Origin of the sequence: Streptomyces scopuliridis (assembly GCF_042790125.1) — a bacterium.
Lineage (GTDB): Bacteria > Actinomycetota > Actinomycetes > Streptomycetales > Streptomycetaceae > Streptomyces > Streptomyces scopuliridis_A.
The window spans coordinates 227,367-243,336 of the sequence record NZ_JBHTZS010000012.1 but is presented as its reverse complement, the minus strand read 5'-3'; the positions used below and the strand labels follow the sequence as shown (position 1 = coordinate 243,336).

The 15,970-nt window shown below is 70.3% G+C and carries 12 protein-coding genes, 1 tRNA gene and 1 pseudogene; 3 read left to right on the top strand and 11 right to left on the bottom strand.

Annotated features, from left to right (window positions below):
- Positions 1-642 precede the first annotated feature (642 nt).
- The 4 genes and pseudogenes from ACFRKB_RS20775 to ACFRKB_RS20760 form a co-directional block, all read right to left on the bottom strand.
- The gene (locus tag ACFRKB_RS20775) at positions 643-930 is read right to left on the bottom strand and encodes a class I SAM-dependent methyltransferase (RefSeq protein ID WP_383107617.1); all 288 of its coding nucleotides are present in this window, start codon (positions 928-930) and stop codon (positions 643-645) included.
- Positions 930-1,139: a methyltransferase domain-containing protein gene (locus ACFRKB_RS20770; RefSeq protein ID WP_463291744.1), complete on the bottom strand. Its 210-nt coding sequence runs from the start codon at positions 1,137-1,139 to the stop codon at positions 930-932. Before ACFRKB_RS20770 ends, ACFRKB_RS20775 begins: the two co-directional genes overlap by 1 nt.
- Positions 1,122-1,580, bottom strand: a pseudogene (locus ACFRKB_RS38945) (IS5 family transposase); the annotation flags it as partial. The pseudogene ACFRKB_RS38945 and the gene ACFRKB_RS20770, both read right to left, overlap by 18 nt.
- A gap of 567 nt (positions 1,581-2,147) precedes the next feature.
- Positions 2,148-2,221: transfer RNA gene (locus ACFRKB_RS20760), tRNA-Pro, on the bottom strand.
- Between the two features lie 105 nt (positions 2,222-2,326).
- Between ACFRKB_RS20760 and ACFRKB_RS20755 the strand changes: the two genes are divergently transcribed.
- Positions 2,327-2,809, top strand: a complete 483-nt coding sequence (locus ACFRKB_RS20755; protein ID WP_383107613.1) for a DUF309 domain-containing protein — start codon at positions 2,327-2,329, stop codon at positions 2,807-2,809.
- Here the strand turns inward: ACFRKB_RS20755 and ACFRKB_RS20750 are convergent.
- From ACFRKB_RS20750 to ACFRKB_RS20740, 3 genes are read right to left on the bottom strand one after another with little or no spacing between them, the layout of a single operon-like run.
- Entirely contained in the window at positions 2,799-3,527 is a 729-nt protein-coding gene (locus ACFRKB_RS20750) for a LutC/YkgG family protein (RefSeq protein ID WP_383107611.1), read from the bottom strand. The genes ACFRKB_RS20755 and ACFRKB_RS20750 overlap by 11 nt on opposite strands.
- Positions 3,524-4,963: a LutB/LldF family L-lactate oxidation iron-sulfur protein gene (locus tag ACFRKB_RS20745; RefSeq protein WP_383107609.1), complete on the bottom strand. Its 1,440-nt coding sequence runs from the start codon at positions 4,961-4,963 to the stop codon at positions 3,524-3,526. The genes ACFRKB_RS20750 and ACFRKB_RS20745 overlap by 4 nt, the downstream gene beginning before the upstream one ends.
- The gene (locus ACFRKB_RS20740; RefSeq protein ID WP_383107608.1) at positions 4,960-5,679 is read right to left on the bottom strand and encodes a (Fe-S)-binding protein; all 720 of its coding nucleotides are present in this window, start codon (positions 5,677-5,679) and stop codon (positions 4,960-4,962) included. Before ACFRKB_RS20740 ends, ACFRKB_RS20745 begins: the two co-directional genes overlap by 4 nt.
- Before the next feature lie 189 nt (positions 5,680-5,868).
- On the opposite strand from ACFRKB_RS20740, the gene cobF reads away from it, so the two are divergent.
- Entirely contained in the window at positions 5,869-6,750 is an 882-nt protein-coding gene (gene cobF, locus ACFRKB_RS20735; RefSeq protein WP_383107646.1) for a precorrin-6A synthase (deacetylating), read from the top strand.
- 90 nt (positions 6,751-6,840) lie between these two features.
- Here cobF and ACFRKB_RS20730 read toward each other — a convergent pair whose 3' ends face one another.
- A complete protein-coding gene (locus ACFRKB_RS20730; RefSeq protein WP_383107606.1) occupies positions 6,841-10,206 on the bottom strand; it encodes a family 78 glycoside hydrolase catalytic domain in 3,366 nt (1,121 codons plus the stop codon).
- A 270-nt stretch (positions 10,207-10,476) separates the two neighbouring features.
- On the opposite strand from ACFRKB_RS20730, the gene ACFRKB_RS20725 reads away from it, so the two are divergent.
- Complete coding sequence (locus tag ACFRKB_RS20725) at positions 10,477-12,834, top strand: discoidin domain-containing protein (RefSeq protein ID WP_383107605.1); 2,358 nt, start codon at positions 10,477-10,479, stop codon at positions 12,832-12,834.
- Positions 12,835-12,923: 89 nt separating this feature from the next.
- On the opposite strand, the gene ACFRKB_RS20720 is transcribed toward ACFRKB_RS20725, so the two are convergent.
- From ACFRKB_RS20720 to ACFRKB_RS20710, 3 genes are read right to left on the bottom strand one after another with little or no spacing between them, the layout of a single operon-like run.
- On the bottom strand, positions 12,924-13,673 hold the full coding sequence (locus tag ACFRKB_RS20720; RefSeq protein WP_383107603.1) for a cupin domain-containing protein: 750 nt from the start codon (positions 13,671-13,673) through the stop codon (positions 12,924-12,926).
- Complete coding sequence (locus ACFRKB_RS20715) at positions 13,667-14,647, bottom strand: DUF6807 domain-containing protein (protein WP_383107601.1); 981 nt, start codon at positions 14,645-14,647, stop codon at positions 13,667-13,669. Before ACFRKB_RS20715 ends, ACFRKB_RS20720 begins: the two co-directional genes overlap by 7 nt.
- Positions 14,644-15,849 (bottom strand): Gfo/Idh/MocA family protein, encoded by a 1,206-nt coding sequence (locus tag ACFRKB_RS20710; protein ID WP_383107600.1) that lies wholly within the window; start codon positions 15,847-15,849, stop codon positions 14,644-14,646. The genes ACFRKB_RS20715 and ACFRKB_RS20710 overlap by 4 nt, the downstream gene beginning before the upstream one ends.
- Between the last annotated feature and the right edge of the window lie 121 nt (positions 15,850-15,970).

Sequence of the window (15,970 nt, the reverse complement as noted above, 5' to 3'; positions counted from 1 at the left end):
CGCTCCGAACACTCCCGGCGGCAGGTGCGACTCGAGCAGCTCCCAGAGGAGGAACGACCGCCGAACCTGCCGTATGGTCTGGGGCTGCTCCAACCAACACGTCTGATGGAGTCGACCGTCCGACCGCCCCATTGGAACTCTGCCTCTACCCGGATCTGATGGACGGATGACATCCACACCTGACATCAACGACAGCGGAATTCAGCAGACCTGAGCCACCAGGGATGACCGCTGTGCTCGTAGCTGGTAGCAGGTAGCAGGTAGCAGTGCGAACGGTCGCGGCTCGAACTCCTACTGTAATCGCGCAGTGCAGCGCGGGTTCGTTGCCCACCCGGCACACTTCCCATCCCCCTCATCAACGGAGCATCCCCTACCCGACCACATGCCCCTTCTCCCTTCTCGACGCCCTCCGCGACCCCACCACCAGACGCCCCCGCCTGGGCAACGCCTGGTTCGGGTCAGCGACTTTCAGGGGCGACGCCGGGTTCGTGTCGGCGATCTTCAAGGGCGACGCCGGGTTCGAGTCGGCGAACATCGGTCTCGGTACTGGTGGACTCGCGTATTCAAGTGTCGCCAGTTCTGGCGCTTGGGAGACAGAGCAGTGACTGTGCGCGTTCGCCGGGAGGCAGGGGTTGCGTGGTGTCAGGGCCGCAGAAGCCTGACAGCAAGGAAGCACGGAGTCTGGTGGAGCTTGTTGTAGGCCGTTTCGTCGAGTTCTCGCAGGCCGGGCGTTGGGCGAGGCTCGATGAGTCTTTCAAGCATGAATCCAGCGAGCGGGAGGTCAACCCAGTCCTCGGCGTAGTACGAACCACCGAACTTCCGCCAGCCAGCCGTCGGGTGGGTCGTCGAGACCAGCAGCCATCCTCCGGGACGTAGGACGCGTGGTAGGTCGCCGAGGAGACGCGGCCGGTCGGCGATGTGGTGGAGCATCAATGCACACACGACTCCGTCGAACGACGCGTCGTCGAGGAAGTCCAGCGGCTTCTCCGCGCCGTCATGCGCAGTTCGGCCCGGTCACCCAATCGCACCCGCGCGTGACTCAGCAGAGTTGCACTGCCGTCGATTCCGACTACCTCGGCACCACCCGCCAGAAGTTCGGCCGCGTAGTGCCCGGCCCCGCAGCCCTGCTCGACGGCCAGGTGCAGCTTGGTGGTGAACCCGCCCGCGTGAGCGTCCCAGCCCGTGATCACCGGGCTCGGCAAAGACACCGCCCGGTGGCTCCTCCTGCAGGCAACCCTGCTTCCGAGCCCCAGCCGCGTGCTGATGGGCGCGGCACACCGTGGAGTCGACACTCAGGTCCCGCACGATGGCACCCTTCGCGTCGCCCAGGGACTGGAGCCGGGTAAGGATCCGGTGCCAGATGCCGTCCGCTGCCATCGTCGGAACAGGTCGTAGATCCGGCCCCACGGCCCGTACTCCACGGGCACGTCCCGCCACGGAACTCCCGTCCGGACCCGGAACCGTATACCGTCGATCAGCCGCCGCCGAGGCCAGACAGGCGGACGACCCAACCTCCTCCCCTTTGGCAACAACGGCTCCAGCACCGCCCACTGCTCATCCGTGAGATCTCCCCGCACCATGAACCACGATCATTCACCGCTCAAGATCCACTTTCGATACACGCCCTAGCCGTGACGCCGCCGAGGACGGGGCCGAAAATGCGCGTCCGGAATGGCTGCGAGGAGCACCCTACGGCCACATACGGCGACCTCCCGCTGGCCAAGTCAACCCATACGACGCCCCACTCCCCTACCAGCACCACCCGCCACCTGCCCACATCCCACCCGGCGCGTTCAAGATCTGGAGGGAGTGTGCGCCGAGACGGGGAGCACTCGTGGTCAAGGGGTCACCGGAAACAGTCAAGGGGTCGGGCGGGAGCACGACCCCTTGACGAAAGCTCGGACAAGGGGTCGACAAGCCGAGCACTTGACCAGCACAGCATCGCCGAACGGCAGACATCTCCACCGGGAGCGACACCATCGGGCGACCCACGGTCAACCGTAGATTGACGTCGCTCCCAGCTTCCGGCGGCTTGGGAGCGGGTGGGAGCGGCCCGTGCTCCCACTCGCTCCCAAAGCACTCCCGGAAAACGCTTCAGGGGCCATCCGAGGATGGCCCCTGAGCTGGGAAAATATCCGACATCACTGTCGGGACGACAGGATTTGAACCTGCGACCCCTTGACCCCCAGTCAAGTGCGCTACCAAGCTGCGCCACGTCCCGATGCGCGGCCTCAGTGGGGAGAATCCCCCGGTTGGCCACGCAAGAGAACATTACCTCACTCCGGGTGGCACGAAGGACGCTCCCCGTCCGCGCGACAATCGGGGTATGAAGGAGAACCGGCGGGATCGTGACGACGAGGGGCGGGCACGGAGTGCTCGGCCGCGGGATGGGCTGGGGCGGCCGTTGGCGTATGGGGCTGCGGGGGTGGAGCGGCAGCCCGAGGGGGTGGTCCGTACGTCCGGGGAGACGCTTCAGGAGGCGCAGCGGCTGCTCGACGCGGGGATGCCGTTCCATGCGCACGAGGTGTTCGAGGATGCCTGGAAGTCGGGGCCCGACGCGGAGCGGGGGTTGTGGAAGGGGATGGCTCAGCTGGCGGTCGGGCTGACGCACGCCGCCCGGGGGAACGCGACCGGTGGGGCGCGGCTGCTGCTGCGGGGCGCGGAGGCGATCGCCGCGTACCCGGACCCGTACGGTGTCGATGTGGCCGGACTGACCGGCTGGGCCCGGGAGTTGGCGGAGCGGGTGGCCGGCGGGGAAGAGGTGGACGCGGCCCGCGAGGCTCCTCGGCTGGTGCCGCTCAGTCCGTGAGCAGGATGACTTCGAGCGTGCGCGGACCGTGTACGCCCTCCACCCGGTCGAGTTCGATGTCGCTGGTGGCGGACGGACCGGAGATCCAGGTCAGCGGACGGGTGGGGTCGAGCAGCGGCATGGCCTGCGGTACGGAAGCGACCACCTGGTCAGCGGTGCGTACGACACAGATGTGATGGTCGGGGACGAGTGTGATACGGCGCCGTCCCTGGTCGGGGGCCGCGTCGAGAACGAGTGTGCCGGTCTCCGCGATGGCCAGGGCGCAGCCGGTGATCACACTGTCCACGACGTCGAGTTCCCGGGCTGTCGCGGTGGGATCGTCCTCGATCCTGATCAGATCGGTGCCCACCGAGGAAAGCGCGGAGAGCCAGAACTCCGGGAGCAGCGGGGGGACGAGGACGGTACGGGCGCCGCGTTCCGCCAGGAGGCGCGCGATGAGCGCGGGAAGCCCTTCGCTGTCGGTCCGGTGGACGAGCGCGCGGTAGTCGGCGAGGTTCTCGGCGAGCAGGTCGATGACGCGCTCGTCGGGGGTGTGCGTCTCCAGGTAGTCGCGCGCCGCTTCCGGGGCGTCGGGGGCGTCCGCGACAGCGGCACGGATCCGGGCGAGGATCCGCTCCCGGGATCCGCCGCCCGTACCGACGCCCGCACCGACGCCCGTACGGCCGCCCGTACCGACGCCCTTGCCGGTGCCCGAAGCCGCGTCCGCGCCGGTGCTCATGTCCCTGTGTCCTTACGGTCGTTGTGGTGCTTCTTCCACCAGTCGCGGAACGACTCCGGTGGCAGCTCGGGCAGATCGCGCGCGTCGGTCCACGCCCCCGCCCCCGGGAGCTTCGAGGGATGCAGCCGGCGCGTCTTCGCCGCGGCCCGCTCCCCCGCCGCCCACACCCGCGGATGGTCGAAGACCCACCCCGCCGCCTTCATCGCGGCCTTCTCCAGCCGGTGCCCCTTGCCGCCCTGGTCCGCCACCCGCTCGCGGAGATGGACCAGTACCTCGGGGATGTCGATGGCGACCGGACACACGTCGTAGCAGGCCCCGCAGAGCGAGGAGGCGTACGGCAGTGACGCGTCGATCTCGCTCCGGGTGCCGCGCAGTTGAGGGCTGAGGATCGCCCCGATCGGGCCCGGGTAGACCGATCCGTAGGCGTGCCCGCCGGCCCGCTCGTACACCGGGCAGACATTCAGACAGGCCGAGCAGCGGATACAGCGCAGCGCCTGCCGGCCGACCTCGTCCGCCAGCGTGTCCGTACGGCCGTTGTCCAGCAGCACCAGATGGAAGGTGCTCGGGCCGTCCGCGTCATGGGTGCCGGTCCACATGCTGGTGTACGGATTCATCCGCTCCGCCGTCGAGGAGCGCGGCAGCGTCTGGAGGAAGACCTCCAGATCCCGCCAGCTCGGCACCACCTTCTCGATGCCCACCACGGAGATCAGCGTTTCGGGAAGCGTCAGACACATCCGTCCGTTGCCCTCGGATTCGAAGACCACGAGCGTGCCGGTCTCGGCGACCATGAAGTTCGCCCCCGAAATACCGACCTTGGCGCGCAGGAACTTCTCCCGCAGATGCAGCCGCGCCGCCTCGGCGAGTTCGCCGGGGGTGTCGGAGAGGCCGTCGGGCGCCGGCCGGCCCCAGGCGCCCATCCGGTCACGGAAGATGTCCCGGATCTCTCCCCGGTTGCGGTGGATCGCCGGGACGAGGATATGGGAGGGCCGGTCGTGGCCGAGCTGGACGATCAGCTCGGCGAGGTCGGTCTCGTACGCGGAGATCCCCTCGGCCTCCAGCGCCTCGTTGAGCCCGATCTCCTGGGTGGCCATCGACTTGACCTTGACGACCTCGGTCTCGCCGGTGGCCTTCACCAGCTCCGCGACGATGCGGTTCGCCTCGTCGGCGTCGGCCGCCCAGTGCACCACTCCGCCCGCCGCCGTGACCGACTCCTCCAGCCGCACCAGATAGCGGTCCAGATGGCGCAGCGTATGGTCCTTGATCCGCTTGCCCGCCTCCCGCAGCAGCGCCCAGTCGTCCAGCTCCGCCACGGCCTTGGCCCGCTTGTCGCGGATGGTGTGGGTGGCGTGCCGGAGATTGCCGCGCAGCGTCTCGTTGCCGACCGCCTCCTTCGCCGCCACCGGAAACGCCGGCATGCCCAGATACGTACCGCTCATGTCCAGGGCTCCTCTTCCGTCGACGCCAGGATCTCCGCGAGATGTACGGGACGCAGCGGGGCATCCTCGCGGCTCACGATTCCGCCGAGATGCATCAGACAGGAATTGTCCGCGCCGCAGAGCACCTCGGCTCCGGTGGAGACCGCGTTGGTCACCTTGTCGTGGCCCATCGCGGCCGAAACATCGGAGTTCTTCACGGCGAAGGTGCCGCCGAAGCCACAGCACTCCTCCGCGCCGGGCAGCTCCCGCAGCTCCAGTCCCCGTACCGAATCCAGCAGCTTCCGCGGCCGCTCCCCCAGGCCCAGCATCCGCAGACCGTGGCAGGAGGGGTGGTAGGTGACGGTGTGCGGGAAGTACGCCCCCACGTCCGTCACGCCCACCAGGTCGACGAGGAACTCGGTCAGCTCGTACGTCCGGGCGGCGAGCGAGGCCGCCGCCTCGTCGCCGATCCTGGGGTAGTGGTGGCGGACCATGGCCGCGCAGGACCCGGACGGGGTCACCACATAGTCGTAACCCTCGAAGGCCCGGGTCATCCGCCGTACCAGCGGCTCGGTCTCCCGCCGGTAGCCCGTGTTGAACTGGGGCTGGCCGCAGCAGGTCTGCGCCTCGGGAAAGCCGACGTCGACGCCCAGACGTTCGAGGAGCCGTACGGTCGCGATACCGGTGGCCGGATAGACGGCGTCGTTGACACAGGTGACGAACAGGGCGGCGCGCATGGGCGGAGCATATGTCGGGCGCGAGGGTGCGCGGAAGCCCTTCGAAGAGGGTGATGGATCATCAGACATCCGATGGATATGACCTTCCTCCGTACGGCGACGGGGCTTCGGGGCGAGCGCGGGGGCGGGGGCGGCGGCTGGGGCAGCGGGGCATGGGCATGGGCATGGGCATGGGGCAGACTCGGCGGGGTGCGAAAGATCTATGTCATCGGTATCGGCGCGGGCGACCCCGATCAGCTGACCGTGCAGGCGGTGAAGGCGCTCCGGCGCGTGGATGTCTTCTTCCTGCTCGACAAGGGCGCCGAGAGGCCGGATCTGACCGGGCTCCGGCGCGAGATCCTGCGCCGCCATGCCGGCGAGTCCGCGGGCGGCCGTCACTATCGGCTGGTCGAGATCCGCGACCCGGAGCGGGAGCGCGCGGCCGACAGCGCCGGCTATCCCGGGACCGTCGACGACTGGCGGAGCCGGCGCGCCGCCCTCTGCGAGCGCGCGATCATCGATGAGCTGAGCGACGGCGAGGGTCCTGACGGAACCGAGGATCCTGACGCGACGGAGGGCCCCGACGGGCCGGAGGGTCCCGGCCGGGACAGGACCGGGGCGTTCCTCGTCTGGGGCGATCCCTCCCTGTACGACTCGACGCTCTCCGTCCTGGAAGAGATCCTGGCGCGCGGCTCGGTCCGGTTCGCGTACGAGGTGATCCCGGGCATCAGCAGCGTCTCCGCGCTGGCGGCCAGGCATCGCGTCGGACTCACCCGCGTGGGCCGCCCCGTACAGATCACCACCGGCCGCCGGCTCGCCGAGGGCTGGCCGGACGGCGTGGACGATGTCGTGGTGATGCTGGACGCGCACGAGTCCTTCCGGCACCACCTGGCGGCCGATCCGGTCATCCACTGGGGCGCCTGTGTGGGCACGGACGACGAGATCCTGGTCTCCGGCCGGCTCTCCGAAGTGGCGGACAGGATCGGTGAGTTGCGCTCCGAGGCACGCGCCCGCAAGGGCTGGATCATGGACACGTATCTGCTGCGCCGGGACCGGGGCCCGTCCGGCGGATCTCCGCGGAACGGGCCCTGAGCCCCACCGGTCCGGCCGGACCGCGACACCCGGCCGGATCATGACACCCGGCCGTTCTGAAACGTTCAAGGGCACTTCGGCACTTCCCCGTCAGCTCCGCCCCACGAAGTCCCAGGCGCCCTGCCCCGCCCGGTACACCACGAAGCCCGGTTCCGTACGCGCGTACTCCGCTCCGTCCGGCGCCTTCACCAGCTCGGGCCGCTCGGCCGGCACATGGATCTCGGCCGTCGCGCCGACCGGCACCCGTACCGAGAGCCGGAGATCACGGCCTATCGCGGACCAGGCCACCGAGGCCGTGCCCCGTACCGTACGGATCGAGGTGCGCGCCCAGGTCACTCCGGTCCGGCCGTCGGGCCGTACGGTGAAGGTGCGGTAGCCCGCGTCCCCGGGGCGCAGTCCGGCCACATTCTCGTAGAGCCACTGCACGACCGTGCCCTGGAAGTAGTGGTCGCGCGAGCGTGAGTCGACGGGCCACATCTCCCACATGGTGTCGGCGCCGTTGTCGAACCAGTAGCCCCAGCTCGGGTAGGTCCGCTGGGTGGCGATGGCGTGCGCGACCTCGGGGCGGCCGTGCGCGCACAGGACACGCAGGAGCACGCTCGTGCCCAGCGCCCCGGTGTTGAGGTGGTCGCCGCGGGCCTTGATGTCGGCGACGAGGCTGTCGAGCACCGACGCGCGGGCGCCGCCCGGGACCAGACCGAAGGCGAGCGGCAGGGCGTTGGAGGTCTGGCGGTAGCCGGGGTCCTTCGCGGTCCGGTAGTGGCCGGACACGGGGTCGAGGAAGGTGGCGTTGAAGGCGTCCTTCAGCCCGGCGGCGGCCGTACGGCAGCGGTCCGCGATCTCGCCGTGGCCCAGCAGTTCGCCCAGCTCGGCCGTCTGCGTCAGCGCGCGGTGCAGATACGCCGTGGCCGTGAGGCGGGTGTCCTCGGGCGGGTTGCCGCCGTACCCCGGCGGCAGATAGTCACCGAGGGCGGTGATGGCGAGGCCGCCCTCCAGCCGGTCCAACTCCCAGTCCAGATAGGTGGTCAGGGTGGACCAGTGGGCGCGCGCCACCCGGTCGTCGCCGTAGATCCGGTACATCTCCCGTATCAGGAACGGGTATACGGTCGTCCACTCCGGGGAGGGTCCGAGATCGCCGTAGCCCCAGCCGCCGCTGGGCACGATCACCGGCAGCTGGCCGTCCGGATTCTGACTGTCCGCCAGATCGCCGAGCCACTTCGTCAGGAAGCGGTGGACTCCGAAGGCGTACGCCATGACGGGCGCGCCGAGCTGCGCGTCGCCCGTCCAGCCGTTCTTCTCGTACATGGGGGTGTCGGTCGGGATGCCGTGCAGATTGTTGAGGAGCGTGCGGCGCATCGCCCGGTCGAGCTGCTCGTAGAACGGCTCCGAGCAGTCGAAGGAGCTGACCTCGGCCACCTTCGTATGGACGACCCGGCCCTGCACATCGGCGGGGCGCGGGCGGCTGGGCAAGCCGCTGACCTGGACATAGCGGAAGCCCTTGTACGAGAACGACGGCTCCCAGACCTCGGCCGCGCCGCCGTCGGTCCCACTGCCGTGGGTTCCACTGCCGTCGGTTCCGTCACCGTCGCTCCCACTGCCGTCGGTGCCGGCGCCGCCCGCGCAGATGTACTCGTCGCGCTGGAACCGTCCCGGCACATGCCCGGTCTCGGCGTGGACGCTGCCGTCCGCCTTGAGCTTCTCGCCGTGCACAAGCTGGACGACGGTCCCGGCCGGGGCCCGGACGGTCAGCCGGGTCCAGCCCGCCGTCGTACGGCCCATGTCGACGACATACACCCCGGGGCGCAGCTCGGTGATCGCCGTGGGGGTGAGGGTCTCGATGATCTCGATGGGGTCGTGCGGCTGGGCGCGCAGGACGCCCTTGGGCGCGGTCTGGGGGTTCGGGGAGCGCCAGGAGCTGTCGTCGAAACCGGGCATGGTCCAGCCCTTGGGGGCCAGCCGGGCATCGTATGTCTCGCCCGCGTAGAGGGAGTTGGTGAGCGTGGGGCCTTCGGTGAGCCGCCAGTCGGTGTCGGAGACGACGGTGGTGCGGGAGCCGTCGGGGTGCTCGGCCTCCAGCCGGCACAGCAGCCGGGGTTCGCCGTGCCAGGGCGGCCGGTGCCAGTTCCAGACGTTGGGGGTGGTCATGCCGTAGAAGCCACGGCCCAGGGTCACACCGATGGCGTTGTCGCCGCGCCGCAGCAGCGAGGTCACATCGTGGACTGCGTACATCACGGTCTCGTCGTAGTCGGTGAAGGCCGGGTCGAGCACCTGACTGCCGACCCGTTCGCCGTTCAACTCGGCGGTGTAGTAGGCGAGTCCGCTGATGTAGAGCCGGGCGCGGCTGACCGGTTTGGCTACGGTGAACTCGCGGCGCAGCAGGGGCGCGGGCGCCTCGGGCGCGGCGATGGAGACACCGCTGCCCCAGGGGCCCTGGCCGTAGGGGGCGAGTACGGCCGCCGCGGCCCAGCCGCTGTCGTCGAAGTCCGGCCGCTCCCAGCCCTGCTGTCCGGTGTCGGCGGCGCGCCAGCCGGCACCGGTGACCAGCTCATGACCGGCGCCCTGGGCGGTTTCGACGAGCAGCCGTACGAGCAGGCCCGCCGGGTTGACGGAGACACCGCCGCGGTTGGCCGCGAGGGCGGCGAGGACGATCCGGCCGTCGGTGGCGGACCGTACGGCCTCGGTGACATCGGCCGCGCGTCCGGTGCGCCAGCCGTCCACCTGCTCGGGCGCGTGGAGCGTCTGACGGCCGTTGAGGTGCAGGGTGAAGTCATCGTCGGCCGTGGCGAGGAGGGTGGCCCGCGCGATGTCTCCGCCTCTCGCGCCGGGCGGCAGTTCGAGTCCGCCGCGGAACCACCGGGCACCGACGGGGGCGTTGCCGGTGGTCGCTCCCTCGGTCCAGATCCAGGACGCGCCGTCGAAGCCGGGCGGTTCCGGCGCCCGGTCGGCGCCTATCCAGCGCGCCTGCCACGGCTCGGCGCCGAGCGCGGTCTCCCACCAGCCGGCCGTGCTCCACGGGGAGGCGTGTCCGTCGCCGTCCCAGACACGGACCTGCCAGTGGCAGCGGGTACGGGGCGGCAGCGCGGGGCCGGCGTAGGGCACGGCGACGCTGCGGTCGGAGGCCACGCGGCCGGTGTCCCAGAGGAGTTCGCGGCCGGCCGCGAGCGCGCGCGGATCGGTCGCGGCCCGGATCTGATAGGCGCTCTGGCGGGCGCCCCGGGCGTCCTTCTCACCGCTGAGCTCCCAGGACAGCAGCGGGGCCGCGACATCGGTGCCGAGGAGCCGCTCGGTGTACTCCACCGTGGCGGTGGCGACCCGCAGCCGGCCCCGCCGTCCGCCCGTTCCCGACGAGCCGCCGGACGGCGCGCCCGCGGCGGGGGAGGCGGCGGCGAGCCCCGCGATCCCCACCCCGGCGCCCGCCACGGAGGTGTGCAGAAGACCTCGGCGTGTCCAGCCCATGCCCATCGCGGCTCCCCTTGATTGAAACGTTTCATATCCCGTACGGGCATCGTAGGGCCGACCGCGTACGCGCTACAAGAGGTGTGCGCGGGACCCCTGATGCGGGCGGACCGGAAGCCGGCCCCGCACCACCGCGCCCGCACCCTCAACTCCCCCACGAGTCGAGGATTTTTGCGTCAGCCTTCGAAATTTGCGCAGATTCATAGACTTCTTGTAAGGCAACTTCTAACCTTTTCGCGTCCGCAGAGTCCCCACGAGCCGCAAGGACGTATGTCTGTGACACTCCCCACCGGACCCCCACGAGGCCGTCTGCTCCGGCGCGGCATCTCCGCCTCCGTATCCCTCGCACTCGCCGTGGCCGGGACGGCCGCGGCGGTGGTGCTCTCCACCGCGCCCGTCGCCCAGGCGGCGGCGGTGCCCGCCCCCTCCCCCCTCGATGTCCCCGGCCGCGGCGCCACGGTGCCGTTCAAGGAGCAGGAAGCCGAGTACGCCGCCACCAACGGCTCCCTGATCGGCCCCAACCGCCTCTATGGCACGCTGCCTTCGGAAGCCTCCGGCCGGCAGGCCGTGACGCTCGACGCGGTCGGCGAGTATGTGGAGTTCACCCTCACCGCCCCGGCGAACGCCATGTCGTTCCGCTACTCGCTGCCCGACAACGCGGCGGGCACCGGCCGGGACGCGACCATCGATCTACGGGTCAACGGCAGCTCCCTCAAGAGTGTGCCGGTGACCTCCAAGTACGGTTGGTACTACGGCGGTTACCCGTTCAACAACAACCCGGGTGACACCAACCCGCACCACTTCTACGACGAGACCCGCACCATGTTCGGGTCGACGCTCGCGGCCGGTACGAAGGTCCGGCTCCAGGTCTCCTCGACCGCCGCGTCGCCCTCCTTCACCATCGACCTCGCCGACTTCGAGCAGGTGGCCGCGCCGATCGGCAGGCCCGCGGGCGCCCTCGACGTGGTCAGCGACTTCGGCGCGGACCCGAGCGGCGCCGCCGACTCGACGGCCAGGATCCAGGCGGCGGTCGACGCGGGCCGCACACAGGGCAAGGAGGTCTACATTCCGCAGGGCACCTTCCAGGTGCGCGACCACATCATCGTCGACAAGGTGACCCTGCGCGGCGCGGGACCCTGGTACAGCGTGCTGACCGGACGTGATCCGTCCGACCGCAGCAAGGCCGTCGGCGTCTACGGCAAGTACGCCAACGCGGGCGGCAGCAGCAATGTCACCCTCAGGGACTTCGCCATCATGGGCGACATCCGTGAGCGCGTGGACAACGACCAGGTCAACGCCATCGGTGGCGCCATGTCCAACTCGGTCGTCGACAACGTCTGGATGCAGCACACCAAGTGCGGTGCCTGGATGGACGGCCCGATGGACAACTTCACCATCAAGAACAGCCGCATCCTCGACCAGACCGCGGACGGCGTCAACTTCCACATAGGTGTCACCAACTCGACGGTCACCAACACCTTTGTGCGCAACACCGGTGACGACGGGCTGGCCATGTGGGCCGAGAACGTCCCGAACGTGAAGAACAAGTTCACGTTCAACACCGTGATCCTGCCGATCCTGGCGAACAACATCGTCACGTACGGCGGCAGGGACATCACCATCTCCGACAACGTCATGTCGGACACCATCACCAACGGCGGCGGACTGCATATCGCCAACCGCTACCCCGGCGTCAACTCCGGTCAGGGCACGGCGGTCTCCGGAACCACCACCGCCGCGCGCAACACCCTGATCCGGGCCGGGAACAACGACTACAACTGGCGCTTCGGCGTCGGCGCGATCTGGTTCAGCGGTCTCAACGAACCGATCAACGCCACCATCAACATCACCGACAGCGAGGTCCTGGACAGCTCCTACGCCGCGATCCATCTGATCGAGGGCGCGACGAACGGGCTGCGCTTCAACAACATCCGGATCGACGGCGCCGGTACGTACGCGCTCCAGATCCAGGCTCCGGGCACGGCCTCCTTCACCAATGTGACCGCCACCCATGTCGCGCAGTCCAATCCGATCCACAACTGTGTGGGCAGCGGTTTCCAGATCACCCAGGGCGCCGGGAACTCGGGCTGGTACGCCAACCCGCCCGCGTGCACCGGGACATGGCCCGATCCGGTGTGGACCAACGGCGGTGTGCCCGGCGGTCCCACCGACCCGCCCACCGATCCGCCCACGGACCCGCCGGCGGATCCGGGCAATCTCGCGCAGGGCCGCCCGGTCACCGAGTCCGGCCACGCCGATGTGTACGGCGCGGCCAACGCGGTCGACGGCAACCCCCATACCTACTGGGAGAGCACCAACAACGCGTTCCCCCAGACCATCACCGTGGACCTCGGCGCGCCGAAGGCGGTCAAGCGGGTCGTGCTGAAGCTGCCTCCGCTGTCGGCGTGGACGACCCGCACCCAGACGCTCAGTGTGTCGGGGAGCACCGACAACTCCTCGTACAGCACGCTCAAGGCGTCGGCGGGCTACACCTTCAACCCGGCGAGCGGCAACACCGCGACGGTCGCTCTGGACGGGACCCCGACGCGCTATCTGCGGCTGACGGTCACGGGCAACACCGGCTGGCCGGCCGCGCAGCTCTCCGAACTGGAGGCGTACACCAGCTGAGCGCGCACCACACGCACAACACGCGAGAACGCCCGGCCGGAAGAGATCCCGGCCGGGCGTTCTCGCGTACGGCCCGCGTACGGGACCGGTCAGCCGGCGGCACCGTCCGGGCCGTGGATGTCGTACGTACTCAGCCGCCCGCACATGCCGAACCTGCCCTGAGCCGCCGGGAGCCGGGCATGCAGCCGCGCCTCGGCCAGATGCGTGGCGTCACCGGACGCCAGCCGGTCGAGCTGCGCTCCGGTCTGCCGCGCCGCCTCGGCCGCGCCCTCCTCCCAGCGCGCCCGCCACTCCGCCACCCGGGGCCGTACCAGCGCGGCGGCCGACCGCTGGAAGTCGAGCAGGGGCCGCTCGTCACCCGCCTCCCACGCCGTACGCAGCGCCGTGAACCCCTCGATCGCGAGATCACGCCGGCGGCGCGCGGCGGCGGCCTGCTCGGGCTCCGCCGCGTCCGGGATGCGCACGGCCCGCGCGTAGGTGTCCGGGTCGGTGAGGTACGCGGGCGGCAGGGTCAGTACGGCGTCCCCGGCCTCGGGCAGACCGTTGTTCTGCATCAGGACGACGATCCGCAGCCCGTCCTCGTTGACGAGCCGGTGGATGGTGCCGGGGGTGAACCACACCAGCGCCCCCGGCGCCAGCGGTGTGATGTCGAAACCCTCGGCGCCGAGGGTCTGGACGGCGCCCCGGCCCCCGGTCACCACATACGCCTCGGAGCAGGTGAGATGCAGATGCGGGGTACCGCCGGAGGTTCCGTCGGCGGACTCCCAGTCGTACACACTCAGATGCGAGACCGCGACCGCCCCCGGAAGTCCGGCGAACCCCGCCGCCGGGCTCACCACGACTGCCGCGCGAGGTAGTCGGCGATGGCGTCGCGCTCCCAGCGGCCGTCGGCCACGATCACCCGCCAGCGCCGGGTCAGTGTGTCGCCCGGCCGGAGGATCAGTTCCTCGTAGAAGGCCCAGGAGGGGGCGACCGCCGCGAACGGATCGCTGCGTACGAACCAGTGCGCGGGGTGCTGCCCGCCGGCCCCGGTGTGATCGTTCTCCGGCGCGTGCGCGAAGACGAGGGTGGCCTGCCCGTCGATGCCGTCGAACTCACCGCTGTACGCGACCCATGGGGCCTGGGTCCCCATCAGCTCCTCGCCCTCCAGCTCCGGACCGAGCAGCCGCCCGCCCCGGAAAGCACGCGGCCCACGCCAGAAGAGACCGGTGTAGCCGGCCATCTCGCGCCCCGCGGTGGTGGGGCTGCCGAAGCGCAGCGGCTCGTCGCGCCGGTTGGTGACGGCGCAGGACCAGGTCAGCGTCCACGCACCGGCCTCGGTGTCGACGTCATGGATCTCCACACGGCGTGACTCGTCGGCCCACGCGTCGCCGTCGTGGTTGCGCCACACCAGCCGCTCGGCGATGACGGCGCGCCCGGCGTCGGCCGACACCTCGTCGAAGCCCTCGTGGCTCATCGAGCCGACGCGCTCCGGCAGGGCGCGGTAACCCTCGCCGTGCACATACGAGTTGCCGCCCCACAGGTTCTGTCCCGACAGATGGGAGGCGGTGAGCTGGAGGCCCTTGTGCCAGCGGTGGTCGTTGGGGCGGTAGTCGGTGACCACACCGCCGGACAGCGTGCGCAGCGGATGCAGATACGGCTTGGGGGCCTCCCACGCCGACTCGGGCCGGTAGACATAGCTGAGCAGGGTGACCGCGCCGGAGCGCAGCTCGATCCGGTCGCCGTGTGTGTGGGCCAGCCGCAGTCCGGGCGCGGTGATGTCCGTCGCCGCGTCAGGCGCGAGCAGGGTGTGCGGCGTTCCTGATGGGGTCATGCGGGAATCTCCGTGACGGGGACGGGGCTCGGTGGTGCCCAGCCGGGGGCGCCGCCGTGCAGGGCCGTGTGGAAGGGGTCGCCGGGGCCGATCTCGCCGGCTCTGACGGTCGTGTCGGTGAACGCCGACTTGTAGAGCGCGCTGATCAGTTCGAGGCTGGTACGGCCGTCGGCCCCACTGGCGCGCGGCCGGCGTCCGGCCCGCAGATCGGCGACGAGCGAACGGAGCTGGGCCAGATGCGAGCTGGGCACGTCCTCACCCGGATCGCGCCAGCGGGCCAGTTCCACGGCGTCCACATCGGGGGCCGGGGTGATCCGCCAGTCGTCGTTGGTGTAGCCGTACAGATGCGTCAGTTCGACCGTGGCGCGCTCGCAGTCGATACGGATGCGGCTGACCTCGTCGGGGCTGAGCACGCTGTTGACGACGGTGGCCAGCGCCCCGCTCTCGAAGCGTACGAGCGCCGTGGACACGTCCTCGGTCTCGACGTCGTGCACCAGCCGGCCCGCCATGGCGCGTACCTCGGTCCAGGGCCCGAGCAGTTCGAGCAGCAGATCCATCTGGTGGATGCCGTGACCCATCGCGGGACCGCCGCCCTCGCCTGCCCAGTTGCCGCGCCACGGCACGGAGTAGTAGGCGGTGTCGCGGTACCAGGTGGTCTGGCAGTGGGCGACCAGCGGACGGCCCATCGCCCGGTCGGCGATCAGGGAGCGCACGTGCCGGGCGCCGGAGCCGAACCGGTGCTGGAAGACGATCGACGCGTACGGTCCACCGCCGCCCGCGCCCTCCTCGGCCGCCCGCTTCTCGGCCGCCTGTCTCTCCGCCGCCTCGATGGCGTCGAACTCGGCGAGCGAGGGGCACGGCGGCTTCTCGCACCACACCCAGGCGCCGGAGCGCAGCGCGGCCACGGTCTGCTCACGGTGGAAGACCGGGGGCGTACAGATCGTGACCAGGTCCGGGCGCTGTTCGTCGAGCATGCGGCCGAGATCGGTGTACGGACGCGGCACGTCGCCGTCGGCGCAGAACGTCCGTACGGCCTCCTCGTCTATGTCGAAGGCGGCGACGATCTCGATCTCGTCGCGCAGTGCGCGGAGGGCCGGGAGATGCGCTCCCCTGGCGATCCCTCCCGTGCCGATGACGGCGGCGCGGATCCGCCGGTCTGTCAGGTTGCGCTCTGTCAGGTTGCGCGGAGACGTCGCGAACACTCCCTTTCGCACTCCTGGAACTCTTGCGTCCTGGATCTTCTGCGCGAGCGGATAGCAAGCGCTTTCCGCGAGAAACGTAGGATGGGCGTACAGCGATGTCAACGGGGCGGATCGGGCGGGG

Excerpts from the sequence above, each read along its gene's own strand:
- ACFRKB_RS20775 (WP_383107617.1), bottom strand. The coding sequence starts at position 930 with ATGCTCCACCACATCGCCGACCGGCCGCGTCTCCTCGGCGACCTACCA.
- ACFRKB_RS20725 (WP_383107605.1), top strand. The coding sequence starts at position 10,477 with ATGTCTGTGACACTCCCCACCGGACCCCCACGAGGCCGTCTGCTCCGG.
- ACFRKB_RS20745 (WP_383107609.1), bottom strand. The coding sequence starts at position 4,963 with ATGAGCGGTACGTATCTGGGCATGCCGGCGTTTCCGGTGGCGGCGAAG.
- ACFRKB_RS20740 (WP_383107608.1), bottom strand. The coding sequence starts at position 5,679 with ATGCGCGCCGCCCTGTTCGTCACCTGTGTCAACGACGCCGTCTATCCG.
- ACFRKB_RS20730 (WP_383107606.1), bottom strand. The coding sequence starts at position 10,206 with ATGGGCTGGACACGCCGAGGTCTTCTGCACACCTCCGTGGCGGGCGCC.
- ACFRKB_RS20715 (WP_383107601.1), bottom strand. The coding sequence starts at position 14,647 with ATGACCCCATCAGGAACGCCGCACACCCTGCTCGCGCCTGACGCGGCG.
- ACFRKB_RS20755 (WP_383107613.1), top strand. The coding sequence starts at position 2,327 with ATGAAGGAGAACCGGCGGGATCGTGACGACGAGGGGCGGGCACGGAGT.
- ACFRKB_RS20750 (WP_383107611.1), bottom strand. The coding sequence starts at position 3,527 with ATGAGCACCGGCGCGGACGCGGCTTCGGGCACCGGCAAGGGCGTCGGT.